This window comes from Photobacterium alginatilyticum (assembly GCF_009910675.1).
Taxonomy (GTDB): Bacteria; Pseudomonadota; Gammaproteobacteria; order Enterobacterales; family Vibrionaceae; genus Photobacterium; species Photobacterium alginatilyticum.
The window spans coordinates 13,424-38,995 of the sequence record NZ_RSEJ01000011.1 but is presented as its reverse complement, the minus strand read 5'-3'; the positions used below and the strand labels follow the sequence as shown (position 1 = coordinate 38,995).

Here is a 25,572-nt window from a genome sequence, read left to right as displayed (position 1 = left end):
ACTCTAGCGAATCATTTACCCAACCGGCTTGAGCCTGGCTGTAAAGTGTCGCAACACCGGAGGCTCATACTCAAACTTCAGCCCTTTGATGTCACTGGCCCGTTTGCAGACCGCGATCAACGCATCAGCAATATAGTCCATGTGATCATTGGTATAGACACGGCGCGGAATGGTCAGCCGCATCAGTTCAAGCGGAGTGGGCTTCTGCCTGCCCGTTTCGGGGTCGCGCCCCAGCAGCAATGATCCAATCTCGACAGCGCGGACACCGGCTTCAAGATAGAGCTCGTTGCACAGGGCATGGGCTGGAAACTGCTCCGGCGGGATGTGCGGCAGGATCTTCTTGGCATCGACGAATACCGCATGGCCCCCCGTCGGGTACTGAATAGGAACACCCGCTTCACGAAGACGCTCACCGAGATATTCAACCTGACTGATCCGGTAGTGCAGAAAGTCCTCATCGGCCCCTTCATACAAGCCCCGCGCCAGCGCCTCCATATCGCGCCCGGCCATACCGCCATAGGTCACAAAACCTTCCATCGGCACGCAACGGGTACGGACGGCCTGAAATAGCTCCTCATGATCACGGATACAGCAGAGGCCGCCGATATTGACCATAGGATCTTTTTTGGCCGACATCGTTAGCATATCGCCGTACTGATACATTTCACGGATGATCTCGAGGATAGAGCGGTTCTCGTAACCCGGTTCACGCTGTTTGATAAAGTAGGCATTCTCACAGTAACGGGCAGAATCAATCACCACCGGAATGTCATTGCTTGTCGCGATATCATAGACAGCCCGCATGTTGGCCATCGATACGGGCTGCCCTCCCGAGCTATTACAGGTAACAGTGGTAATTATGGCGGCAATATTCTTCGAGCCGTAATGTTCGATCGTCGATTTAAGCTTGTCGAGGTCGAAATTCCCCTTCCAGCTCTCATAGGTATCGGTATCAAAAGCTTTCTCGGTCAACACGTTGATTGCCTTGCCGCCGTTGAGTTCGACATGCCCTGCCGTGGTGTCGAAATGATAATTAGAAATAAATACTGGCTTATCACCACCACGGACGGTTTTCATTCGCTCTATCAAACACGGAAACAGGATCTGTTCTGCTCCCCGCCCCTGGTGAACAGGAACTGTCAGCCTGTACCCGAAGAAATGTTCTACCGCCTCGCACATATGAAAATAGTTACGGCTACCGGCATAGGACTCATCTCCCATCATCAGGCCTGCCCACTGTGTATCACTCATTGCCCCTGTACCGGAGTCGGTCAGCAGATCGATATAGACATCTTCGCTTTTTAGCATAAACGGATTGTAACCCGCCTCGATTAAAGCCTTGCGACGATCATTTTCATCGGTCATGCGGATCGGCTCTACCATCTTGATACGAAAAGGTTCCGGAATACGTTTCATAGACGTTGCCTCATAAAGAACGTTACGGTCTGCTGACGAACGAGCACAAAAAATGCAGGAAATGATGACGTTATAACGCTGAGGCGGAAGGAAAATCGTGGGACAGGCGAAAATCTTGGTTATACCAGGACGGAAACTCAAGTGTAGTGTCTGGTGAATGCAAGCAGGTCTGGCGCATCATGTCCACCTTCCATAAAGAATGGCTGTTAGCAAACGGCTAACGAGCTAATATCGAACAGATACCTTCGTTGAGTATAGTTAGAGGTCGGCGATAAACGAAACAGTCGCAATAAAATCCCTTTATTGCGACTGCCTAGTGATCGTGTTTATCCATTAAGCTTTTTTCCAGTAAAACTTTTTCCAAATTCAGTTTTGGTCATGAACGGTTTGACGGGATCAGGCGATGAGCCGATGCCATGTTACCTTCGCCATCAGTGGCATTAATCGTTACCGAGCGTGCTGATTCACCGTTGCTGTGAACAAATACGCGCCCGTTATCAGCCGTTACATAAGACTGATTGGCATCACCCTGGATGGATACCGTTGCACCGGCTTGTGGCTGGCCTGCTTTTTCAACCACGACCCAGGCACCGCCTTTTTGTGGTGAGACATCCAATGTCAGTTCATGTTGAAAATCGGCCAGAGCGGCACCAGAAAAAGTGGCTGTGGCTAGGGTAAGAGCGACAATTGATTTTTTCATAACGTCCTCACTTTCGAGCTGTTGTCTGTATAGTGTTTCGCAGTCTGTCTGCGTGTTGATAATCATCATAGGCGTGACGAACCTCACACTCCATAACGTATTTTGAGAGGTGTTGTTCGAAAAATTTGAGCAAGAATGTTGACTGTTATCCGGTCTGAGAGGGAGTTGGGCTAATAGTTTCATGCTAAACCAAGTAATCATCACTTCCGGCCAGCATGCAGAAAATACATTACAAATCAGCATCTTAAAAACATAGCAATACCGCACGCAAACTTGCGTCACATTTTTATGCAAGAAAAATGTTTACAGGATACAAATTTATGGTTAGTGTTTTGTGGTCTGCGACTCAGACCTGAAAATGATTTTCGAAGAACACTTCACACTCCTAGCTTCTCGCCAAAGCCTGCTGTAAAGAAGAACCTCCAAAAGATCATATCGATGATTTATTTCCACTGCCGTCGTGTATGCCAAACAAACTGAACAACTCTGATTGGTTCAGATCATGACTTCGTTTGGTATCGTTGCAATCGACCATGCAGTGAAGCGCTTTTGAGTAGGGTGAGCTCATAGCGGTAAATAGATAAAGGTCAATGAGTTAAAACGATAACAACCGCTAGCCGAGGGCTGCGGGACTAACTTATCTACTCAATTTGATAGCCACAAGCATAACGCTCTTAAAGCATTGTTTGGGCAAAAAAGGAAAAATTATGATTTCTCAAACCGGTATTATCCGTAGCTTCAACATTAAAGACAAAACAGGCCTAATTACTTGCGATCTTGGCGGCGATATCCGTTTTGATGCTGCAAATATCAACAGCGCTTGCCAACCTGTTTCTGGCAGCTTGGTTGAGTTCATTATGGATGACTCAGCAAGCAAACTACAGGCAGTCAACATCCGCTTTATCTAAGCAAATAATTTCGGTATTTACGCTGTGGCTTTATCGCCACAGCATTAATACGAATCACATCAACAATAAGAATAAGCACATTGTTTAGTATTAGTATGCAAGTACGTTAATACTCATGGTGCAAGTTCAAACTCCTCTCTAAATTACAAGTGATGAGTTATGTCTACAATCAAAGTTTTGACTTTGCGTTTTATACCCTTTGCCCAATCAATAGTAATAACCACAAATTGGAATAAGCTAACATATTACTCCAAAAAATTAGAGCTAAAGCACTAAAATTCAATAATAAAATCTAACGAATTTTTATTTAAGATAAGAACATTATTGAAAAATAAAGTTCCAATTGGAAAATATAAGAGCCATTCTCTGTGAGTATATTTCACTCACAACTATTTTTCTGTATTATGCCCATCCCAAAATATATAGACATATAAAATATTCACTCTCATTTGATTTACTGACAAATTTGTTAACTAATCAAGTGAAGAAGGTGCATCATAAAATTAAAATCAAAGATGAGGCTGTATGAAGGGTCTAGGATTTAAACATTCGCTAATCGTTTCAATTGCATTATGGACAATTTTGTCAATTGGAGCAGCAAACTATATTTCTTACTTGAATCAAAGAGACGGATTAATTAATGAGGTAACACGTTCAACTGTTACTTTTGTTCGAGATCAAAGTTCATCAATTGAAGAATTCATTCATCAAAAATCTCAAGGCTTACATAATCTCGCGTCGAAATATAAAGTGAATAATTATACCGACGGACATATCCAGCGCATGATTGACGGTGCTGCAATTGCTAATCTCAGTAACTTAATGATTGGCTTTGACGATGGTATCGCTTACAAATCCACACCGGATCTGAAATGGGTCAACTATACCAACCCAAGCACCTACGACCCAAGAAGACGTCCTTGGTGGACACAGGTCAGCAATGGCTCGGGTGTTGTGTTTACTGATGTCTACGCCGACAGCTCAACCAAAAAACTAATGATCAGCTTTGGCGAGACGGTAAATGAAGGAATATTATTAGGCGATATCGAACTCGATTTATTGAATGATGTCGTCAAGTCAATCGATATTCCAGGCTCGGTTTCAATGATTATTGATAGTGACACAACAATACTCGCCACATCGACAGGCACAGTTGAAAATGGAAAAAAACTCACCAATTATTCACATCTTAAAGATATCGCACTTTCAACCGTTTCGAGTGAGCAATTAGTTCGGGATTATATAAATTCTGCCGGGTTAGATAAAACAATGTTTACTCATGAAATAAACATTGGAAATAAAAAGTGGTATCTGATGATCGGGCTGGATAAATCGATCACCTACGCCTCTCTCGACTCAGCCCGTGAAGATGCACTAATTACAACAATTGGCTTTGTCATCTTCGGCATTATTCTGGTACTGATACTCCTTAAATGGCTCTATACACCCATTCTGCAATTAAAAGACACTGTCGTTGGCCTTTCGCAAGGAAATGGGGATTTAACTCAGCGTCTGGATGTAAAAACCGATGACGATCTGGGTCAAATAGCAGCCGGTATAAATCAGTTCATCGAAAGCCTGCAAAAAATGATGCTGGAAATTGAGGCCGCCTCTCAACACTTGCATTCAAATGTGGCAGCCCTGCAAGCTCAGACTGACGACAACACCAAGATATTGCAAAGCCATATCACAGAAACCGAGCAAGTGGTCACGGCCGTAGAGGAAATGAACTCCACCGCCGAGTCAGTCGCCGTCAATGCAGCTGAGGCCGCTCAATTCACCCAAGAGGCCAATCTGACCAGCGAGCAATCAAAAGGTATTGTTAACCAGGCCCAGGTCACAGTTGCGGCACTAATCAACGACGTTGATGCCGCAGCCAGCAATGTCCAGAAGATGAGTGATGAAACGCAAAGCATCAATGCCATCTTGACTGTTATCGGTGAGATAGCCGAGCAGACTAACCTGCTCGCACTGAATGCGGCTATAGAAGCAGCTCGTGCCGGCGATCAAGGCCGGGGCTTTGCCGTTGTTGCCGATGAGGTTCGTAATCTGGCCAGCAGAACCAAGGCAAGTACTACCGAAATCGAAGAGGCGCTAGAGCGACTACTGCAGGGTAATCAGTCGATGGTTGGGGCAATGAATAACACCAAAGCCCGCTGCCAGGAAACAGCCAACGGTGCCACCGACGTTGCAGCCAGCCTGGAAACGATGAACAATTATGTGTCAGAAATTAACGACCTGAGCGCACAAATTGCAACGGCAGCAGAAGAACAGAGCAGTGTGACGCAGGAAGTGAGCCGTAACATGGCTGCCATCAGCGAGATCGTCACTCAACTTGATAACGGCGGCACACATACTGCCGAAGAGACAGCCAATATCGCGGCGGTAAACGCCCAGCTTGCTGCCATTGTGGGTAAATTCAGGCTGAAGTAACGCTCGATATTATTTCCTGGTTAGCAGATAATTAGCCGCAAGAAGTCTTTATTTTTACGTGGATGTAATAATGTTTAACTGGGAAGGGGTGAGTGAATTTGTTGCTGTGGCCGAAGCGGAAAGCTTTACCGCAGCAGCAAAACGACTGGGTATATCAACGGCTCAGGTCAGCCGCCAAATCAGCGCATTAGAAGCAAGGCTGGCAGCCAAGCTGTTTTACCGCACGACCCGCAAAGTATCAGTCACTGATGTCGGCCGGATTTATTACCAACACTGCCGTCAGGTACTCGACGGACTCGAGGAAGCAGAGCGCGCCATTAGCAACCTGCAAAGCTCGCCACGTGGCAAACTCAAGGTAACCGCACCTGTCACCTATGGCGAAGGGACGATCGCGCCTCTCATCAATAACTTTGCTCAGCAATACCCCGATCTAGACGTTGAGTTCCACTTATCGAACCAAAAAGTCGATCTGATTGACGAAGGGTTCGATCTGGCTATCCGACTCGGCAAACTTGATGATTCCAGTATGATGGCCAAGCGGCTGGGTTCCCGTACCCAGTATGTCTGCGCCTCAGAGTCCTACCTGACAACCTATGGTGTGCCCTACTCACTGTCTGAGCTGGAACAGCATAACTGCCTGCGGGGAACCCTGGATTACTGGCGCTTTCAGGATCAAGGCAAAGCCCGCAATATTCGGGTCAAGGGAAGTCTGCGCTGCAACAGCGGCCATGCGCTGACCGATGCGGCATTGAAAGGGCTTGGCATTGTCCAACTTCCGGATTACTACGTTCAGCAATATCTCGACAACGGCCAGCTGACCGCGCTACTAACCCAGTTTACCGAAAGCGACGACGGGATTTGGGCCTTGTACCCGCATAACCGTCATCTGTCACCGAAGGTCCGGATGCTGGTTGATTACCTTGATGAGCAGCTTAACTCACTTACGGTCAGCTAACCCCCAGCTTCCTGAGCTTGCGATACAGCGTATTACGACTGACACCCAACATCCGCGCGGTTTTGCTGATATTGCCCTTATTGGCACGGTAGGTCTCAAGCAGGGTATCCGAAATCGTTGTTCGCAAGTCTTTGTTCGGTATCGCTTCCTTATCATGGGCAGAAACCTGTTTTAGCAGAGGTGCGGCAATGTGCTGTGGCAGATGGCTCAAGGTAAGCAACCGAGCATCGTCCGACAGCAATGATGCCACCCGCAATACATTATCCAGCTCGCGGATATTGCCGGGCCAGTGATAGGCCGTCAGCAGGTTCATCAGGTGTTCGCAGATCTGCTGGTCTGCAGCTCGGTGTTTACGGTGAAGAGCAACGATCAACGCCTCACAATCCTGACGCTCGCGCAAGGCGGGTAGGGTCAGGATCAACCCATTCAAACGGTAATAGAGATCCTGGCGAAACAGCCCTTGCGTGACCAACTCATCAAGGTTTTTATGGGTCGCCGCGACGATTTGGATATCCACCTTGCTCGGCTGGTTACAGCCTATAGGCACGACTTCCTTTTCCTGTAGCACATGTAATAGCCGGCATTGGGCTGCCAGCGGCATATCGGCAATTTCATCAAGGAACAGAATCCCCTTATCGGCCTGGCGAACCTTGCCCTGATAGCCTTGCTTGCTGGCACCGGTAAACGCCCCCGGCGCATAGCCGAAGAGTTCCGACTCAATCAGATCCTGCGGCAGCGCACCACAGTTAACCGCTACCAGCGGGCCGGTATGACGCTGGCTCTGACTGTGCAGCTGTTTGACAAACTCTCCCTTGCCGACCCCCGTCTCGCCTAATATCAGCAAGCTGACATCTTTGTTAATCAACTTACAGGCCTGCTGCCACGCCTGCTCCATGCGGCTGTCACCAAAATGAAGCGGGCAGGACGGTGAATACACCGGAGAAGATCGGGGTACTCTCTCCGTTTTTTGGATCGGCTGGCAGTTAAAGACCAGCTCACCAGAAGGAACCAGTGATCGACTGACGGTTTTCAACGAGTTGTCCATCAAAGCATCGATATGACAGCCCAGCATCTGCTGCTGATCCAGCAAACGGGCTGCGACGGCATTATGGGCAACCACATGCCCCGCTTCGTCGGCAATAACAATGCCCTGCCAACCGCTATTTAGCAGCGGCTTGTCAAAAGCGACATCGACCCTGATTTTGCCATTGGGTACCTGGCACAACAGGCTGTTTTCGATTAACTGAACCATATTCTGGATCAGCATCTGCGTCTGCACCGAGTGTACTTTCTGTTCGCTGGTGATATCTAACACGCCCAGCAACTCGCCGGACGGACTAAATACCGGTCCGGCCGAACAACTGATAAACCGGTGCTTGCGAATAAAGTGCTGATCCCCCACCACCATCACAAAGCGTTGGTCGGCCAGCGCCGTACCGATGGCATTGGTTCCCTTGAGGTTCTCCTGCCAACAGACACCCGATTCAAGGGCAATACTGGTCAGGCGCTGTTCAAATCGCGATTGCCCCCATGCACGGATGATCACGCCTTCCTCGTCAGTCAGTATCAGACGGCTGTTAGTACCGGCAAACATCTGATTAAACAAAGGAACAGCCAGCTGCTCTACCGCTGCTGTCAGATGCTTCGCACGGTGTTGTCGCTGAACAAGCTGGTCTTGTTCCAGCCAGTCATGCTGTAGAGAATCAACGAATGGGTGCATAGATTAACTGTTCCATGTTGTCACAGAGCAAGTGTGCCATTTTGTAACAGTTGAACAATTTCAACAGCCTGGCGTTCTCACCTGTGAATGCAGAGGTTATCTCATAAAATTTTATTAATCATAGCGTTACATTTTGTTAACAACAAGTCTGCCATTTTGGCCTGCTGTTTGCGTTAGTAGGAAACAAGAGCAACACAACAAACATACTTAAAAACAAGCAGCTGTATCAAGACAGCCACTATTTCGTGAACAGAAGCAAAGAAGGAACGACCTATGATCTACGCGCAACCGGGAACCGACAATGCTGTTATTACATTCAAGCCTCATTACGACAACTATATTGGCGGAGAATGGATTAAGCCTGTCAGCGGAGAGTATTTCGATAATGTCTCGCCAGTAAACGGTGAGGCCTATTGCCAGGTAGCCAAGTCAGGCGAAGCCGACATCAATCTCGCACTGGATGCTGCGCATAACGTGCGTGCCGGCTGGGCTGCGACCAGTGTTACCGAGCGCGCCAATATCCTGCTAAAAATCGCCGACCGTATCGAGCAGAACATCGAAATGCTGGCCGTTGCCGAAACCTGGGAAAACGGCAAGCCGGTACGAGAAACCCTTGCAGCCGACCTACCACTGGTCGTTGATCACTTCCGTTATTTTGCCGGCTGTATCCGGGCACAGGAAGGATCTGCTGCCGAGCTGGACGTCAACACGGCAAGCTACCACTTCCCTGAGCCTATCGGTGTCGTCGGCCAAATCATTCCGTGGAACTTCCCGATGCTGATGGCAGCCTGGAAACTGGCTCCGGCGCTGGCCGCTGGCTGTTGTGTCGTTCTTAAACCAGCTGAACAGACACCTACCTCAATTCTGATATTAATGGAAACCATCGGCGATCTGATCCCGGCTGGCGTCGTCAATGTCGTCAACGGCTACGGCCATGAAGCCGGCCAGGCACTGGCCACCAGCAACCGTATTGCCAAGCTGGCCTTTACCGGCTCGACCGAAGTCGGCAACCACATCCTGAAATGTGCGGCTGACAGCCTGATCCCATCCACGGTTGAGCTTGGCGGCAAGTCACCGAACATCTACTTTGCCGATATCTTTGATCACGAAGATGCCTATCTCGACAAGTGTATCGAGGGAATGCTGCTGGCCTTCTTTAACCAGGGCGAGGTTTGTACCTGTCCGTCTCGAGTTTTGATCCACGAGTCCATCTACGACGAATTCATCACCAAAGTTGTCGAGCGGGCACAAGGCATCAAGCAGGGCAACCCGCTGGATACCGACACCCAAGTGGGTGCGCAGGCATCGAAAGAGCAATTCGACAAGATCCTTAGCTATCTGGAAATCGGCCGCAACGAGGGCGCAGAGGTACTAGTCGGCGGCAATGCCGTCGAACAGAGCGGTGATTTGAAGCAAGGCTACTATATCGCGCCGACCATGCTAAAAGGCAACAATAAAATGCGGGTGTTCCAGGAAGAGATTTTCGGCCCGGTCATTGCTATCACCACCTTCAAAGATGAAGCCGAGGCACTGGAGATTGCCAACGATACCGAGTACGGCCTGGGCGCGGGAGTATGGACTCGGGATACCAACCTTGCCTACCGTATGGGTCGTAACATCGAAGCTGGCCGGATCTGGATCAACTGCTATCACGCCTACCCGGCACATGCTGCTTTTGGCGGTTACAAGAAGTCAGGTATCGGCAGGGAGACTCATAAAATGATGCTTGACCACTACCAGAACACCAAGAACCTTCTGGTCAGCTATGACGTCAACCCTTTAGGCTTCTTTTAACCCATTTCCCCCCCCTAAACCATCCGGTTAATACCCCAGCAGGCCTTATTTCTATTGGCCTGCTGCTTTTCCCATGAAAATCAGTTCATATTTTCGTCACTTTTTGTCATAATTCGTCAAACATTTGACAAACTGTAACCAAATGTAAATCTCAGCAGAATTGCGTTGCAGACACATGTAATATTCAGCGCGTATCAAGCCAGTAGTTGAGAAACTATATGAGTATTGTTTTACTGAAGGGGTATCACGTATGGAATGCCAATGCACCCAAATCGTCCGCGTAAAGCGGAATTTCTGGCAACGTATGGTCTATAAGTCCATTCACCGCTGCACACAGTGCGGAAGAGTATTTAAACTGTAAGCACAGCTCTACCAGAGCATAATAACTAAAAATAGGACGGTGCATATCGAACATCGTCATTGGCTATCAAGCCCACTAGAAGCAAATACACAAAGATAAAGCCACGGAAAGTGGCTTTTTCTTTATTGAACGACTTTTCCTCATCTTCGCCAATCTTACATTCGCAGCTAATCTTCCCGGGGGAATAGTGTATTGACCATAAGCAGACTTACCGTACATAACGCTCCCATCACCAGATACGACATCGACAATCCAATCGCAGCACTGCTCCACCCAGCCAGTAGATAAGTCAGTAACCACCATAGGTGCGTCAGAGAAAAGTGGGCGGCAAAAAACGCCGGAGCATCTGCCTCTTTGCACGAACGGGTCACCAATATCCCTGCGGGGGTCTGGATACACGACATGCCAATTCCCAATAGCAGACACACTGCCACAAACCCCGGCCATGAGGGCGTCAGCATGCCCAGAAACAATGCCAGTGAAATACTCACACTACCGATAAGCATAAACGGTCTGATAGTGCGTTTTTCCAGCCAGGCAGGCAACTTGAGCGCTATCACCATAGAGCCAAAACCGACTACGGCCATTGCCAGTGCTGTTTCTCTGTCTCCGCCTTGCAGTATCTGATTGACATAGACAACGGTATTAACAATCACCATGGCACTGGCGCCGGCAGCAGCAAGATAGGCAAACCACATAGCCCTAAGCCGCGGTGTTGCCAAGTAGGACTGAATGCCAAACTTAAGGTTATTCCATACCCCCTTGCCGTGATCAGCAGCCTGCACCGCCGGCAGGGTACAGCTAATGATCAGCACGCCTGACAACACAAAAGTGCACGCATCCAGAATGAACAGATCGCGAAAACCTATCAGCAGCAACAGCATAGCCGTCAACAAGGGGCTGATGATCTGTTCCAGATCATACGCCATTCGACTGTAGGATAGCGCCCGGACGTACTGATCTCTATCCGGCAGAATTTGCGGCAGCGTAGACTGAAACAACGGGGTAAAGCCTGCCGAGCATGCATTGATCACAAAGACCAAAACATAAATCTGCCAGCTCTGGGTAACAAACGGCAGACAGAGGATCAAACCAGCCCGGATGATATCCAGCGCAAACATGAACTGTTTTCTCGGCAGCTTGTGAGCTATGGCACCGAAAACAGGTGCCAGGCCAACATAGGCGATCATCTTAAGTGCAAACGCCGTTCCCAGTACCGCACTGGCATTTTCTGCCTCAAGCTCCCAGGCCAGCAGTGCCAGCGTCAATGAGCTGATCCCGGTACCAATCAGTGAAATAACCTGGGCACTGAGCAATTTCAGATAAGTGGTATTTTTCCACATCGGAAGCGGCGTACTTATCGAATCAGCTGCCATGTTGTTTACCTATCTGTTACCAGCAGCCTGCATCAAGGCCTCAAAATCACCGATATAGGGCTGAGGTTCGCTTTTATTGCTACTGATGTATTGATACTTCTCCGGCCCTTTGCCGCACAACAACAGCACATCATCAGGCATCAAACACGAAACGGCATGTTCGATCACCCGCTCGCGGTCCGGATGGCTACTGCTGTTACCGCCCACCGCCTTGCTGCCCATTGCAGCAAACAAAGCCTCCAGACACACTCCCAACGGATTGTCGGTGGTAAAGAACGCATGATCCGAGTGCGTACTACACAACTCACCGATATCAGCCGCATCGGCCAACCGGTCACCCGTAACCCCTATCACGGTATACACCCGGCCCTGGCTATGACGCCTCACATTGTCCAGCAGGTTACGGAGGCTATCGTAATTATGAGCATAATCGATAATCGCCGTGGCACCATTTTGCATCGGGTAGACCTCGCTTCGACCGGGAGCATGATCCATGGTGGCCAGCATCTCAACAGCTGTAGAAATTTCAATACCCATCGCCGTCAGCATGGCCAATACCGCAAGGGAGTTTTCGATGTTGAAGGTAAACGGCAGCGAGGTACTTACCGGATACTGCTGACCGTCATAATCCAGCCTGAACTGCCCGCCATGACACGACGAGGTAATATCAAAGGCAAACATATCCGCACTCGGGTCCTGCATACTGAAGGTCACCACCTGAGCCTTGCTGCGACAGCGCTCTATCATCGCCATTGCCAGCTCATCATCAAGGTTGATGATCGCCACACCGCCTGGCTTAAGGCGATCTATCAGGCGAAGTTTGGCCTGAATGTATTCATCTCTGCTTCGGTGGTAATCGAGGTGATCGCTGCCAATATTGGTAATTACCACCACATCGAAGTCGACGATGCTTACCCGATCCTGAGACAAGGCGTGACTGCTCACCTCCATCACATTGTGGGTCACACCCGATTGCTCCATGGCATGAAACAGATTAAGCAAACTAATGGCATCCGGCGTGGTATTGTCCAGCTCAACCTGTTCATCACTATACTGGCAGCCCAATGTACCGGTGTAGGCAGACTTGAACCGGCGGTTCAGCAAAGCATTCAGGCAATAGGCGACGGTGGTCTTGCCGTTGGTCCCCGTGACACCAATTTGCATCAGCTTATCCTGCGGATACTGGTAATACTGATTAATCAAACTGACACTATTGCTAAAACTGGGTGTCAGCAGGCAGGGAACATCAAGCTCTAACGGTTTGTTGGCAATCACGCCAACGGCGCCTTTACCGATCGCCTCATCGACAGACTGGTGACTGTCCCAGTTCGGGCCCTGACGACAGACAAATACATCGCCGGGAAGAATTTTCTGACTATTGCTCTGAAACCGGACAGCACCCAGCTGACGCAGTTCATTCAAGTTCGTTGTGTGGCATTTATTCATTGTTATATCTGTCGCTCAGGCTAAGGCAATCAGCGGCCTTGTATGCATTCGATTTGTCGTCTCGTCGCTTCTTGCAACGGTGAGGTTATTGTATGGGTTCATTGCCCATCAATGTAATCGAACATCTTGACTAACGTTATGAGCGGCATCAATAGGAGAAGTAACAAAGCAGGTAAATCACTCTATTCGCTAGCGTGCCTGTCAACCAACCAAGCCACCAATACCAGATATGTACTTGCCATCAGGATCTGGCCAATACGCGCATAGAAACTGACATCTATCTCTTTGCCGCTAGCAGAAATCACTGAACCAAATACCACTAGCATCGCAGAGAAGATACCGGCATACACAGGTGCCTTATGCGGCTCCTCGTACAGCTTTTGTGCAAACAGCCAGGTAAACAGTGTCATCATGGCCAACAGAAACGGGAACCAGGGAGTGATAACCAATAGCTCATGGGCAACAATTGCCAATCCCCCTCCTGCAACATTGGTCATCAGGAGGAAAGCGCTCAACTTAATACTGCCAGACCGGGTAAGCTGCAGTGACAGGATGCCGATAAATGCCAATGTCAACAGAGCACCGCTAACCTGGAAATAATAGAAGTACACAATGACCGGGAAACTGATTGCCAGTGCCTTCAACGCATAACCAACACGCAAGGCCTCTGACTGGTCTGCATTCCGGCTTTGCCCCGAGGGCAGCCCCGGAACGGAAACCGGTTCAGGCAGGATCTGGTGCATCAGCCAAAAAATGGCCACCGCCCCGATACCGGAAACCATCAACCCCTTGCCGAGCAGCAACGCTGCAGCCGGATGAATGATCCCCATATAGGGCACCAATAACACGGCAATCATCAGGATCATGGCAAAAAAGTTCCATCGCAGATCCTGAAACAGGTAATAAGCCCAGAACATCAGCAGCCCAACCAACAACAGCAGGATAAGCGGATATTGTGTTACTCCGTTACTGACCCCCAGCGCAATGAGCACTGTCACCACCATCGCCAGAAAAAGTTCATCAAACGTTTCCCGGGTCGGTACCGGTCTGTCGACAAAAAACTTTGCTACAAACACCGGCATAATATAGGCAAGCGTCCAGTCAATACTGTATGCCAGTACAATCGCCAACATGACGCCAAGTGTATACCTGAGAATACGGCGTCGAAGTAAACCGTACGATTCCTCTGCGACTGCCGTTCGATTAGCGGACATAGGACATCCAGCTAATAAAGCGGATCCACAGCCTGCCGAATAGATTCATCACGGAATCCCCCTCGGTATATACCATGACATCAGCCTGGCCGCCGACCCGCAGCAAACCGCTTGGCCGATCATCTTCAAAACGGATCACCACAGGAAAACGCTGACTTTGTCGCAACCATCCCGACTGGTTGGCAACCGTTGCCAGCTGACCGGAAGTCTGAGACTGGCCCCAGTGAATACCATATTCAATACTGGCTACCCTTCCCCGGAATATTTCGCCAGGGGCATTATCTAAGGCGATTTCGACCAAATCACCGCTACGGATATTGCCCAGGCTGTTCTCGCGGTAATAGGCCTCTATCCAGCTATCTTCACCAGAGACGAAAGTCATTAATGGCTGGCCTTTGTTCGCGTAGGTCCCTTCATCAAGGCGAAAATTAGACACCCCACCCATGGCCGGAGCCCGAATCACCGTTCGCTCCAAGTCCAGCTGGGCTTTCTGCAGAGCCAGCAAAGCCATCTGCATCTCAGTATTTTCATCGCCAGCCTTACCCAGTTTCTGTTGAGCCTGTACTAGCTCTGCGCGGGCCGTTTTCACCTGCGTCCTGGCATGCGCCACTGCTGCACGGGTTTTATCGGCATCTGCCTGAGTCACGATACCTTTATCAGCCATTGCCAGAACACGACCTGCCTGCCGCCGGATATTATCCTGGTTGACCAATGCATCAGATAGTTTGGCCTGTGCCGCTTCCACCGATGCAGTCTGTACGCCAATGTGCTTGCCGGCTTCCTCCAGTCCCTGCTTTGCTTTCCTAACTGCTATCAGATAATCGGTCGAATCAATTTTTATCAAGGGTTCACCGGCCTGTACCAAATCGTTGGGTGCTACGTTTACCTTGATCACCTCCCCCGAAACCATTGGAGCCAGCGGAATCACGTTACCTTGTACGCGTGCCATGTCTGTGCTGGGAATAATCCTGTCTGCAACCAGGTAGAAGACAAATAATCCGATACAAACCAACAGCACTATCAAGGTAACAAAGCGGGGAGAAAAGCTTCTCCTTGCTGCGGGCTCCTGATGGTTGTGGCTTGTCTCTTCGGCAACAGTAGAAGGTGTCGATTGCTGTAGTTCCGGTTCTTTTGGGCTCATTCCGACCTCGTCAGATTCACTGCTCATTGCAAGCAATAAAATGTGTGTCGCAATACTATCTAGACCTGATATTTATTTTTATCATTTGACGCCATCAGGAAAAAGAAACTAAAGCCCAGCCTTGGCGCAAAATGATAAATATTAAAATGTTCATTTTTTATACTTCATCTCGTCCGACAAACCACATCACAGCGAGAAATGAAGATGAAAAACATCTGGGCCAAAATCAAACAGTTCCTGCTTACTCCCTACGGCAAGGCGTACCTGGTGTTTATTACCCTTACCAAGCTCTATTTGGTGTACAAATGGGCGCTGGACTATGTCAGAAAATTTGGCGGTGAGCTATTTGAAATGATCGGTGCCTCGGTCTCTATGGGTGAGAACGTCAGCGTACTGAGCTTTACCGCCATCTGCGGCTACTACACTGTCGAAGCTGTTATCAGTATCTTCCGCACCTCACCAAAGCCGCAGGTCACTCAAGCCTGATAGCAAGCTCAATAATTCTCTCTCTTCTCTAGGGCTGCAAGGATGCAGTCCGACAAGTATACTCTCTGTTGATGAGTACACTCGCGGAGTAAAAGGAATGAACCAAGGCCAACTGGTCCCGCTGATCAAAACCGTCCATGCTGCGACCCTGATTGAAATGCTCAAGCATTTCGAAGCTGATATCTACCCGCTCCTCAAGACAGCAGGGCTCCCCGAAGACATTCTCCAGACCCAGCACGAATTTGTTCCCGAAACGCCAATCAAACACCTGCTGGCCATGATGGCCGAAAGGGCCGATCCTGATCATTATGGCAACTTGCTCCGAACCGCAATCCGGGAATACTTCATTCCGAAAATGCTCAGGCACTTACGCAATCCGAAATCGATAGGTGAAGCCATCGAGCAGATGCAAACAGCGGTGCAACATGACTCCCCCTCCGCCAAAGTCAGCCTCGAATACTTCAACGACACCCCCTGGTTCTGTCGCCACAAGCCAACAGAAGTGTCGGAAGGCTTTCTGTGGGCAGAGGTTTTTGCCATTTTGTTTCTTATCGAATTTATCCGCTTTGCCAGCAAAACCCAATGGCAGCCGGGCTGTATTGCCATACAGTCGCCCAATGCCGACAAGTTGGCAGAGATTCTGAATAATCCCAACACCGTTCTCTATAGCAACCGCAGCCTGGCAGCTGTCGAGCTATCCAATGAGTTACTGGCAATGCCCTTCAACCTGCCGGTCCGTTTCACACCAATCGACAGACAAGCCAATGACCCGAAAGCTCTAAGCTATGTCGAAACCGTGTACCTGGCTCTGACCCCTTACCTGTCCCGACAAGCCCTGTCGATTCAGCAGGCCGCCACTTTGATGAATACCAGCCCCCGTACCCTGCAGCGCCGTCTGTCCGGGGAGAACACCAGTTACAAAAGCATTCGGGAAAACATCATGCTGGCAACCGCCTGTCAGCTGATGGAAAGCCGGCAATACTCGCTGACCGATATCGCCTCCGAGCTGGGCTACGCCGACATTGCCCACTTTTCACGGGCATTCAAAAAGCTGACTGGCTTTCCGCCCAAGGACTACCGCAAGCGCTTCAGATCCAAAGAGCAGCCGCTAGCGAACAGTTCCCGCGAATAGCCCAGCAAGCTGACCCGCACCCGACCCAAACTCTTCTGGAGCGGCAACAAAAAACCGCCTCACAGGAGGCGGTTTCAAAGCTGGCAAGAAGTTAGGTTTACAAGGTACGGGTATCTTTGAAAATATCCCCGTCTTTAATCACTACCTTGATATTGTCCGGATTAGCAAGAATATCCAAATCCTCAACCGGGTTACCGCTGACAAGAAGCATATCGGCAAACGCTCCTTCACAAATAACCCCAATTTCACCCTCCGGATACGGGTCCAGCAACCCGGACAATTTCAGCAACTCGCCGGCATCCGAGGTCGCCTGCTTAATGCCGCGGAACGAGCCGAAGTATTTCTTCCGCGCCGAAAACTCGGCATTCTGTTTGGCATGTACTTCCGGCGTTCCGACCAAGTCTGTACCGAAGGCACATTTGAGGTTGTATTTCTCGACCAGTTCAGCCTGCTTGAGCAAGCCTTTGCCAACGCGCTCGGTCTTCTGATAGAGGATCTCGCTATCAAGCGGGATCATCCGGTTGGCAATCAGCTCGGCTGTCGCATACTGCGGAACAATCCAGACTTCCTTATCCAGGCACAACCGTGCTATATCATCATCCATAAAGGTGGCATGCTCCAGGGACTTCACCCCTTCCTCCACCGCAATCTTCATCGCGGGACCTGCATGAATGTGGCTGCAGACATACGAGCCGTAATTGGTCACGGTTTCGACAATCGCCCTTAGCTCCTCCCGGGTATACTGGATAGTATCGAGCGGATCAAACAGTGATGACGCCCCGCCGCCGCCAAATATTTTAATCTGGGATGCCCCCTTAAATATTTGATCACGGGTTCGCTTCAGACACTCCGGCACGCCGTCAGCCAGCACCAGGTGCCCCTGACGCATAAAGCTCGAATCCTCCAGGTTCTGACTGAAGTTAGAACGCTGGGTTCTGTTCTGTCGATAGTCAGCGTGACCACAGGTTTGCGAAATAGCCCCATAGCTCGGGTAAATCCTCGGCCCCGGTACAAAGTTGTTGTCGATACTTTGCTTCAGGCCATAGCAGTTACTGCCGACATCCCGGACCGTAGTAAAACCCCGCTCCAGCATCTGGCGGGCGACCACGGTCGAGCGCACCGCCACCTCTTCCGCGGTCATATTATCCATGGCCTGAAACGTATCCGAAAACGAAATATGGGTGTGGGCATCTATCAGCCCCGGAACCACCGTATAGCCTGCCGCGTCAATCACCCGGTCGTAACTTGCATTGATATTTTCCTGACTGGCTACCTCGGTGATCACCCCGTCTTCGACACTGATAAAACATCCCGGCTTGACCGTCTCATTAACACCGTCGAACAATGAAGCATTCTTAACTAACACTTTCATACTCTATTTCCTCTATTTGTTATTCAGACAATCTGCCGGGTTAGTCACACAGCTCAGCCGCTTCGCCCAGTTGGCATGTTTCCAGCTCGATATGGTAGATTTCGATAATTTTCTCTGCCGTTGCATCAATATCCTCTATCGTGGTGTGGCAGTTCAGCACAGAGAAGAGCATGGTCTTGAGCCCTTTATAACCAGACGTTGACGGGTAGCAGAAACCATCTTGCTGCAACTGGTGAACAACTCGCTCGGTCAGGTGATTTCGGAACGCATCATCACCGATACCGAACTGGGCCGAGAAACGGTTGGACACGACATCATTGAGGATGGTGATCCCGTCGACATTGCGCAGTCTGTCAGCCATTCTCTGTGCCAGCATACAGCAATTGTCGAGGTGAGCCTGGATCCCTTCCTTGCCCAGCGCCTTGATAGCAGCATAGACAGGCACCCCGCGGGCCCGGCGCGATGCCGATATTCCGAAATTGATAGCGTTACGGTCCGGCTTGGCAATGGCGTCGGTCAGGTAATCGCCCATGCTGTTGCCTCCCATCGCCGTTGCCAACAAGGAGGCGTCACGAACAATCACCATCCCGCTGTCGTAGGGCATGTTGAACCACTTGTGACCGTCGGTATCCCATGAGTCGGCCTTTTCAATCCCTTTCAGCAGGTGCTTTTGCTTGTCACTGACTGCAGACCACAACCCAATTGCCCCATCGACATGCAGCCAGGCATTGGGATGTGCCTCAACATGCTTGGCGATCTCCTCGAACGGATCGAATGTCCCGGAATCAATACAACCAGCCTGGGCGCAAACCAGTGTCGGGCCATTGCACTGCTCTAAGATCTCCGGCAGGCTGTCGGGAATAATTCTGAGATTGTTGTCAGTTGGAATAGTCTTAATATCGTTCACGCCGATGCCAATCATCGAGAGCGCACGCTTAATGGTTGAGTGGATCTGATCGCTCACTACGACATGAATACGCGGGGCGTTATATAGCCCCTGAGTCGCCACATCCCAGCCTGCTTTTTGCAGCAAACTGTTACGGGCCGTGATCAATGCAGTATAAATCGCTTCCTGGGCACCGGAGGTGAAACCCACTCCGGCGGTATCAGGAAGGCCGAGCAGTTCCAGCATCCATTCGGCAGCCGTTTCCTCAACAACCGAGGTGCCCGGACTGGAAACATAATATGGCACGTTCTGATCCCAGGCGCTTACCAGCCAATCAGCAGCCAGAGCTACCGGAAAGGAACCGCCGATGGCATAGCCAAAGTAGCGCGGACCGCCCGAACCAATCAGGCCGTTTTCAACATTGGCCACCAGCTCATCCAGCACCTGCTCCGGATTGCTTGGCTGCAGCGGTAGACTGCCGCCGATCTGGCGCCGCAACGACTGTGAACTGATCTGGCTATCAATCGGTCTTTCCGGCAAAGCCTCAAGGTAATCAACAGCATGAGAAAGTGAGCGATTCAGCAACTTGCTGTACTGGTTAAACTGATGAGACATGGCGTACCTCTTTGGTTAATGACTGTGTCTTGAGTCATAAGTTAAAGATTTCGCCGTTCTATATTTATCATTTTGCGCCACATGAAGACAAAACAGACTAATGAACAAACCACGAAGCAATCACTACAATTCGCTATCTTCAAGACCTGTACCGTTCTCAACACCTTAGAACCAATAAAAAGGCTTGGTTCATTGTGAACCAAGCCTTTAACGTCACTCCATCGCATGGTGACGACTAATTTTGTTGCAAATTAATCATCTTCAGGAATTTCAGGGATTGTGCCGCCTACACGTTCGAAGAAGGTGGCAAACGCTTCAACAGAACCATCTTTACCCGTTGCTTCCATTATGACGATATCATCGACAATTTGTCCGTTCTCCATCTTATGACCATTAGGGAGCGGTAACTCAGGGCCATCAAACGGTGCCGAACGATAGCGAACACGCTCATCTGTCAGGGTACGCATCCAGGCGGCAATCTTCGCCTGACGCTCTGGCTTGCCTAACAGTTGACCAAGAGGCTTCATATCCGGATCAAGGTCCTCATTAAGCGGAAAGTCACCTCCGCGGGTATAGAAGGCCACCACATCTTCCAGCGTCAGGTATTTACCGTTATGGAAGTAAGGAGCCGTAAGCTCGATATTGCGCAACGTAGGTACTTTCATGTGACCTTTCACGCTAGCCTTACCTTCCTCAGCAGATACCATAGGTAAATTTGGCCACAACGTATCAATACCTGCGTTAGACTGACTCGATAATGCAATCGGACCCGGAAGATCCTGACGTCCTCGGCCTAAATCTTCCTCCGTCGCGCGAACACCGACATTGTAATATCCTGAGTCATACAAGCCATTATCATCACTATTGGCAAGTCGCATTGCTTCAATAGGTTCTACCAAGGTGAATTGAAGAGTAGCAGTACTGAACATAGGTCCGTCATGGCACTCATTACAGCCAGTACCACCGCTAAGGAATCGGTTGAATCCTTCTTTCTCAATCTCGCTCAAGTCTCCCTCACCCCGGGCAAACTTATCGAATTTACTCTCGCCGGAAAGTAAAGTTCGTTCATATGCCTGAACAGCAAGACCGAATATAAAGGCAAAGTTCGCCTCCATCATGCTGTAGTCTTCCCATTGATTTGTTACCGGGTGCTGAAGTGATATAGGTGTCGCGCTGTCCCAGTATTCATCTTTGAAGGCTTTTTTGATCATTGATTCATAACTGGTATTTAGACCGGCTGTACCATTAGCCATGCCACCCAACAAGCTATCTTCCGAATGAACCTTCTGCAACCCAAGCGGTTTAACATTGCTATTCAGTAGCTTCATAGCAAGCTGAGGGAAGAATCGGCTGCGATCAACCGGACCACAGGTCATCTCAACATGGCTTTCAAATGGCCCAACAGCCTGGGAGGCCAACGAGGAGTAATCGATCAGGATGTTCGTATTTTTTTCAACATAACCGGAGCCGTTAACCTTATACACGCCCGCATTGGTATCGACAGGACCCAGTGGGTTTTCACCGTTAAAGAAACGGTGTGCCCGTCCATCCCAGAATTGGAACGTATTAAAGGCGGCATTAACGACAGAAGGTGCCTGACGACCTGTTACCTGTCTGAAGTCACCACTCAGATCATTACACACGTCTTCACCTGGCTGGTTCGGGTTAACTTCCACAAACTCAGCGTTCTGCACCCCTTGAGAGCCCAATACGGTACTCAGCGGAAAATCGCTTGCAGTTACTTCATAATTGCCTTCACCTTCAGCTAGCTGGTTCTTGGTCCGCCAGTCTACCCCGGCCAAACTGTGACATGAGGCGCAGGCAACTTTGTTATCCGACCCAACCTGGGTATCCCAGAAGAAAGCCTTCCCCAATTTTTCAAGTGCGTATTGATCTTTAACGATCAGCTCACTCACTGTGCCTAATGTATTAAACTGGCGATCCACTACGCGGGGTTCAGGCAATAACGAAGGATCCAATATGTATTCCAGTGCCTCAAAACGAAGATGGTCAATAAAGTTACCCGTTAAGGCTCCTTCCGGGTGAGACTCCTCATGTGAAGCCAATACAACCGGAGCACACATATTGCCATTCTCTAAGGCAGCCAGCATAGAGTTGGAGAATGGCAAGTTAAGTTTCACCAAACTAAATTCAGGTGTCGGTGCTAACGGACCCACATTCACATCGGGAATTTGTGGTGGAATGTCAGGCCCTATTACCACTTCGCCAAGTAGTTCACTCGGTGGCAGTTGCAGGAACACTTCACCAGTCGAACAATTCGTTAGTTCTATCGATGAAACATCCCCCGCTGAAGTAATACCACCGATAGCGACTTCAACATCCATTCTGTTCCCAAAAACTGCAATTCCAGCCTCACCACCAACAGGAATGCCATTCTCATCGGTAAGTTCAGCGCCGTTTACAAGTTCAAGCAACGCATTAAACTCATGTTCAGGCTCCGGTTCTTCGCCAGTTCCAGCTGAGCGCCTAAGAGCAAGTCGGATCTCAGAAAGGTCGCGTTGTTGAAGACGCTTTAATAAATCGATTTCTGCCCTGTGGCTTTGGAGTAAATCACGCTCCTGATCTCTTAAACTCGCTAGCAAATTATGATCTATCGGTCGCGTTCTTCTAACTTGTCTGAGTTCCTGTCTAAAGCTCTGTCGCTCAGTCCGATGTTGTTCTAAAAGTGTTTTGTAATCTAATCCCTGCTCTTCAAGCGTTGTCTGCATTTCTTGTTCTAAGTTTGCACTCGCTATAGAGCTGCTTAGTGTAAATGCGACGAAGAAAGGCAATGTCGCCAACTTAGAAAGTCGCCTCGGTTTATTCTGCATAACTCAACTCCTGCTAATTTGTCAATTAACTGGCAAAAAAACAAAGTAAAAAATATTATTTTTATCAGGGACCACTCTACCTTCATTTAAAAAATGAACGTTCCCCCTTACCGAAGAAATTTAGTCTCGTTAGTAAGAAACCGCGACCTCATAAAATGGAGAAAAAACAGCGGAAGAAATAGCAGCAATTAGTAAAAACTCATTACTAATAATTTTTCAATGCTCTGTACACCTTATTGGCACAATATAAATAAATAGAGTACTAGTGATATTTACACCTACAAAACCACACTAACAACAGATCAATACCACACCCCATCATGATTCTATAACAAATCAGGCTAAAACTTTGCAAAATGCGATTTTAACGACCAATGATTTATCTAAAAGCTTGCTTGTAAACTAGACCCTTTATACTAAAAATATACATAACTCCAGCATTAGTACTTAGCTGTAGCAATTCTCCTTCTATTCTTCTCAGTTATAAGAAAATGACTTATAAAGTATAAAAATTCTAATAATTAATAAGACAAGAAAGTACAACAAACTTAACAGATAATAGCAAAAACATCACAACGATAAACATTAACTTTTGATTTTTAAGGGATATCATCACAACAACTCATCTAAACCTAAATCTATACAGATACACTTCATAATAAAAAAGTTTCATAATTTTGTGTGATGATTAAGCAATATGTATCAACAAAAATTATCAGAAGAAAACATACAGCTCTTTCAATACAGTTTTTTGAAAATTCTAAATTATTGTTTTAAATTAAACAAACACCAAAAAACACTCATCACCATAAATAATATAGTGAAAAAGATACTAGTACTTATGTATTAACATTCATCAAATATTTATCTCGATATAAATATGCACTCATTAAATTACCTTTCAATGAATTTATAAAAATTCAACATAAAACATTCAAATCTTGACAATTGGATAAAATAAGCTCTACACTACCAAAACTCTCACCAATATATAAAAACTCCTGCATGTGTTTTCTTTCACTTCATCCGGTAAGTTTACAAGCCTCCTGAAAATCCAGTCTTCATTAGAAAGTGATAAAATATGCCACTCCTACTATCTCTGTGCCCCTGGTATATTTATTGCCACCACAAGCAACCAATCTCTCTTCTATACGCTACTGACAGCCAAACAGCTTAATTGCTCCATTAAACCATTGCTTAATTGAACCATGAGTCAAAATATAGGGTTCTAAGCCTATCAAGCGTGTCAAATGGAAACGCAAAGTGGAATCAATTGATGTGGTGCCAATATCGACATGATGAGCCGCCATCGCGACAGTCAGCACCCAAGAATGCAGTGGCTAAGCGAACAGGTAAAAGTGATTCAGAACGAAGTAGAAAGAATCCGGGGAAGCAACAAGACACGGCTTACATAAAGCATCTAAAACAAAGCCCTCAATGAAGAGGGCTTGAATTATATTGGGCTGATGAGCCAGTTAGACAAAGATATTGGCCAGCACGAACCCAAACGGTACCGCAGCAACAATCCCCAGCATTCCCGGCAGGAAGAAAGGATGGTTGACGATATAGGAGCCGTTCCACTTATTGCTGAGGAAAGAGCCGGTGTCATCGGTGGCAATCGCGAAAGCAGTCGTCGGGTAGATGTTGGTCATGTACAGGGCACTTACCGCCACAAAACTTGCCAGAATAGTCGCAGGATCCACATTTAGTGACGCCGCGATAGGCACCAACAAGGCACTGGTCGCTCCCTGGCTGAACAACAGTGCCGACGTACCGAAGAACACCACGGCCAGCAACGCCGGATACTCGCTCAATACATCGCCAGCGATAGCTTTGATCTCAGGAATATGCACCCCAATAATGGTCGAGCTCAACCAGACGATGCCGAGGATCACAATCAGGCTTTCTGCCCCATCAGCAAAGATCGGTGCTTTCTTGATAGAAGTCAGCTGAACCTTGCACACCATGGCCATGATAAAGCTGGTCAGCAGCATCACGATAACGATGATATCGCGCGATCCCAAATCATGACCAAGCAGCGGCTTGAACAGCAGCAAGGCAACAATGAACATCACACCGCCGAGGAACAGCCATACCGAACGCTTGGCTTCAATGCTAGGTTCAATCTGCTTCTGCTCTTCAGGTGTGAAATTTACCAGTCCTTTGGCAACACGTTCTTTGAAAATCGGATCATCTTTCAACTCGCAGCCCTGACGACTGGCGATAAACGATGCTACAACCACACCGAACAGAGCCGACGGCATAATCACGCTCAGCGCCGTACCAAAACTCACCCCCATTTGCTCGACCACCACATACATCGCCGCGGTAGCTGCCGAGATTGGCGAAGCCGTGATGGCGATCTGCGAAGCCACAACGGCCGAGCTCAGTGGCTGGCTCGGGCGTACGCCGTTTTCCTTGGCCACCTGCTGGATAACGTTCAGTACCGACATCGCGGTATAGCCCGTACCGGCCAGCGTTGTCAGCACAAAGGTCGTGGCCGGGGCCAGAATGTTGATGTACTTAGGGTGATTACGCAGCATTTTCTCGGCGCAGTTGACCATGTAGCTCATACCACCGGCCTGCTGCATCACTGACAATGCCAGGATCACCGACATAATGATCAAAATAACCGACACCGGAATACTGCCCGGCGGCAGGCCAAGGCCAAAGACGGCAATAGCCATCCCCAGACCACCAGCCAGACCGACACCGATCCCGCCGAGACGGGCGGCCAGAATAATGGCCCCTAACAACAGACACGTTTGGATAAAAATCATTGGAAA

Annotated in this window: 16 protein-coding genes and 1 pseudogene; 6 read left to right on the top strand and 11 right to left on the bottom strand. The window is 48.8% G+C overall.

Annotated elements, in window-relative coordinates:
• Positions 1 to 15: 15 nt before the first annotated feature.
• Positions 16 to 1,416 (bottom strand): tryptophanase, encoded by a 1,401-nt coding sequence (locus EIZ48_RS11895; RefSeq protein ID WP_160651457.1) that lies wholly within the window; start codon positions 1,414 to 1,416, stop codon positions 16 to 18.
• A 376-nt stretch (positions 1,417 to 1,792) separates the two neighbouring features.
• Complete coding sequence (locus EIZ48_RS11890; RefSeq protein WP_160651454.1) at positions 1,793 to 2,116, bottom strand: hypothetical protein; 324 nt, start codon at positions 2,114 to 2,116, stop codon at positions 1,793 to 1,795.
• A 707-nt stretch (positions 2,117 to 2,823) separates the two neighbouring features.
• Between EIZ48_RS11890 and EIZ48_RS11885 the strand changes: the two genes are divergently transcribed.
• From EIZ48_RS11885 to EIZ48_RS11875, 3 genes are all read left to right on the top strand, one after another.
• On the top strand, positions 2,824 to 3,024 hold the full coding sequence (locus EIZ48_RS11885) for a hypothetical protein (protein ID WP_160651452.1): 201 nt from the start codon (positions 2,824 to 2,826) through the stop codon (positions 3,022 to 3,024).
• Positions 3,025 to 3,774: 750 nt separating this feature from the next.
• Positions 3,775 to 5,457: a methyl-accepting chemotaxis protein gene (locus EIZ48_RS11880; protein WP_500690608.1), complete on the top strand. Its 1,683-nt coding sequence runs from the start codon at positions 3,775 to 3,777 to the stop codon at positions 5,455 to 5,457.
• Between the two features lie 70 nt (positions 5,458 to 5,527).
• On the top strand, positions 5,528 to 6,412 hold the full coding sequence (locus EIZ48_RS11875; RefSeq protein ID WP_160651446.1) for a LysR substrate-binding domain-containing protein: 885 nt from the start codon (positions 5,528 to 5,530) through the stop codon (positions 6,410 to 6,412).
• Here the strand turns inward: EIZ48_RS11875 and EIZ48_RS11870 are convergent.
• Positions 6,405 to 8,096, bottom strand: a pseudogene (locus tag EIZ48_RS11870) (sigma-54-dependent Fis family transcriptional regulator); the annotation flags it as partial. The gene EIZ48_RS11875 and the pseudogene EIZ48_RS11870 sit on opposite strands and share 8 nt — an antisense overlap.
• 309 nt (positions 8,097 to 8,405) lie before the next feature.
• On the opposite strand from EIZ48_RS11870, the gene exaC reads away from it, so the two are divergent.
• On the top strand, positions 8,406 to 9,926 hold the full coding sequence (exaC, locus tag EIZ48_RS11865; protein WP_160651440.1) for an acetaldehyde dehydrogenase ExaC: 1,521 nt from the start codon (positions 8,406 to 8,408) through the stop codon (positions 9,924 to 9,926).
• Positions 9,927 to 10,454: 528 nt separating this feature from the next.
• Here the strand turns inward: exaC and EIZ48_RS11860 are convergent.
• From EIZ48_RS11860 to EIZ48_RS11845, 4 genes are all read right to left on the bottom strand, one after another.
• On the bottom strand, positions 10,455 to 11,663 hold the full coding sequence (locus EIZ48_RS11860; RefSeq protein ID WP_240152949.1) for an MFS transporter: 1,209 nt from the start codon (positions 11,661 to 11,663) through the stop codon (positions 10,455 to 10,457).
• A 9-nt stretch (positions 11,664 to 11,672) separates the two neighbouring features.
• On the bottom strand, positions 11,673 to 13,109 hold the full coding sequence (locus EIZ48_RS11855; protein ID WP_160651438.1) for a Mur ligase family protein: 1,437 nt from the start codon (positions 13,107 to 13,109) through the stop codon (positions 11,673 to 11,675).
• Positions 13,110 to 13,291: 182 nt separating this feature from the next.
• A complete protein-coding gene (locus tag EIZ48_RS11850; protein WP_160651436.1) occupies positions 13,292 to 14,323 on the bottom strand; it encodes a DUF2955 domain-containing protein in 1,032 nt (343 codons plus the stop codon).
• On the bottom strand, positions 14,313 to 15,464 hold the full coding sequence (locus EIZ48_RS11845) for an HlyD family secretion protein (protein WP_192928554.1): 1,152 nt from the start codon (positions 15,462 to 15,464) through the stop codon (positions 14,313 to 14,315). Before EIZ48_RS11845 ends, EIZ48_RS11850 begins: the two co-directional genes overlap by 11 nt.
• A gap of 204 nt (positions 15,465 to 15,668) precedes the next feature.
• On the opposite strand from EIZ48_RS11845, the gene EIZ48_RS11840 reads away from it, so the two are divergent.
• Positions 15,669 to 15,950 carry a hypothetical protein gene (locus EIZ48_RS11840; protein WP_160651430.1) on the top strand — a complete coding sequence of 94 codons (282 nt, stop codon included), beginning with the start codon at positions 15,669 to 15,671 and terminating at the stop codon, positions 15,948 to 15,950.
• A gap of 97 nt (positions 15,951 to 16,047) precedes the next feature.
• On the top strand, positions 16,048 to 17,082 hold the full coding sequence (locus tag EIZ48_RS11835; protein WP_160651427.1) for a helix-turn-helix domain-containing protein: 1,035 nt from the start codon (positions 16,048 to 16,050) through the stop codon (positions 17,080 to 17,082).
• Positions 17,083 to 17,179: 97 nt separating this feature from the next.
• On the opposite strand, the gene EIZ48_RS11830 is transcribed toward EIZ48_RS11835, so the two are convergent.
• From EIZ48_RS11830 to EIZ48_RS11815, 4 genes are all read right to left on the bottom strand, one after another.
• Positions 17,180 to 18,454, bottom strand: coding sequence for a metal-dependent hydrolase family protein (locus EIZ48_RS11830; RefSeq protein ID WP_160651424.1), 1,275 nt, complete (start codon positions 18,452 to 18,454; stop codon positions 17,180 to 17,182).
• A 40-nt stretch (positions 18,455 to 18,494) separates the two neighbouring features.
• Positions 18,495 to 19,955, bottom strand: coding sequence for a pyridoxal phosphate-dependent decarboxylase family protein (locus EIZ48_RS11825; protein WP_160651421.1), 1,461 nt, complete (start codon positions 19,953 to 19,955; stop codon positions 18,495 to 18,497).
• A gap of 251 nt (positions 19,956 to 20,206) precedes the next feature.
• Complete coding sequence (locus EIZ48_RS30690; protein WP_160651419.1) at positions 20,207 to 22,786, bottom strand: cytochrome-c peroxidase; 2,580 nt, start codon at positions 22,784 to 22,786, stop codon at positions 20,207 to 20,209.
• A gap of 1,475 nt (positions 22,787 to 24,261) precedes the next feature.
• Entirely contained in the window at positions 24,262 to 25,566 is a 1,305-nt protein-coding gene (locus tag EIZ48_RS11815) for an anaerobic C4-dicarboxylate transporter (RefSeq protein ID WP_160651416.1), read from the bottom strand.
• Between the last annotated feature and the right edge of the window lie 6 nt (positions 25,567 to 25,572).

Coding starts and splice junctions, on each gene's coding strand:
- EIZ48_RS11830 (WP_160651424.1), bottom strand. CDS start 18,454: ATGAAAGTGTTAGTTAAGAATGCTTCATTGTTCGACGGTGTTAATGAG.
- EIZ48_RS11885 (WP_160651452.1), top strand. CDS start 2,824: ATGATTTCTCAAACCGGTATTATCCGTAGCTTCAACATTAAAGACAAA.
- EIZ48_RS11890 (WP_160651454.1), bottom strand. CDS start 2,116: ATGAAAAAATCAATTGTCGCTCTTACCCTAGCCACAGCCACTTTTTCT.
- EIZ48_RS30690 (WP_160651419.1), bottom strand. CDS start 22,786: ATGCAGAATAAACCGAGGCGACTTTCTAAGTTGGCGACATTGCCTTTC.
- EIZ48_RS11855 (WP_160651438.1), bottom strand. CDS start 13,109: ATGAATAAATGCCACACAACGAACTTGAATGAACTGCGTCAGCTGGGT.
- EIZ48_RS11850 (WP_160651436.1), bottom strand. CDS start 14,323: ATGTCCGCTAATCGAACGGCAGTCGCAGAGGAATCGTACGGTTTACTT.
- EIZ48_RS11835 (WP_160651427.1), top strand. CDS start 16,048: ATGAACCAAGGCCAACTGGTCCCGCTGATCAAAACCGTCCATGCTGCG.
- EIZ48_RS11875 (WP_160651446.1), top strand. CDS start 5,528: ATGTTTAACTGGGAAGGGGTGAGTGAATTTGTTGCTGTGGCCGAAGCG.
- EIZ48_RS11860 (WP_240152949.1), bottom strand. CDS start 11,663: ATGGCAGCTGATTCGATAAGTACGCCGCTTCCGATGTGGAAAAATACC.
- EIZ48_RS11845 (WP_192928554.1), bottom strand. CDS start 15,464: ATGAGCCCAAAAGAACCGGAACTACAGCAATCGACACCTTCTACTGTT.
- EIZ48_RS11825 (WP_160651421.1), bottom strand. CDS start 19,955: ATGTCTCATCAGTTTAACCAGTACAGCAAGTTGCTGAATCGCTCACTT.
- exaC (WP_160651440.1), top strand. CDS start 8,406: ATGATCTACGCGCAACCGGGAACCGACAATGCTGTTATTACATTCAAG.
- EIZ48_RS11895 (WP_160651457.1), bottom strand. CDS start 1,416: ATGAAACGTATTCCGGAACCTTTTCGTATCAAGATGGTAGAGCCGATC.
- EIZ48_RS11840 (WP_160651430.1), top strand. CDS start 15,669: ATGAAAAACATCTGGGCCAAAATCAAACAGTTCCTGCTTACTCCCTAC.
- EIZ48_RS11815 (WP_160651416.1), bottom strand. CDS start 25,566: ATGATTTTTATCCAAACGTGTCTGTTGTTAGGGGCCATTATTCTGGCC.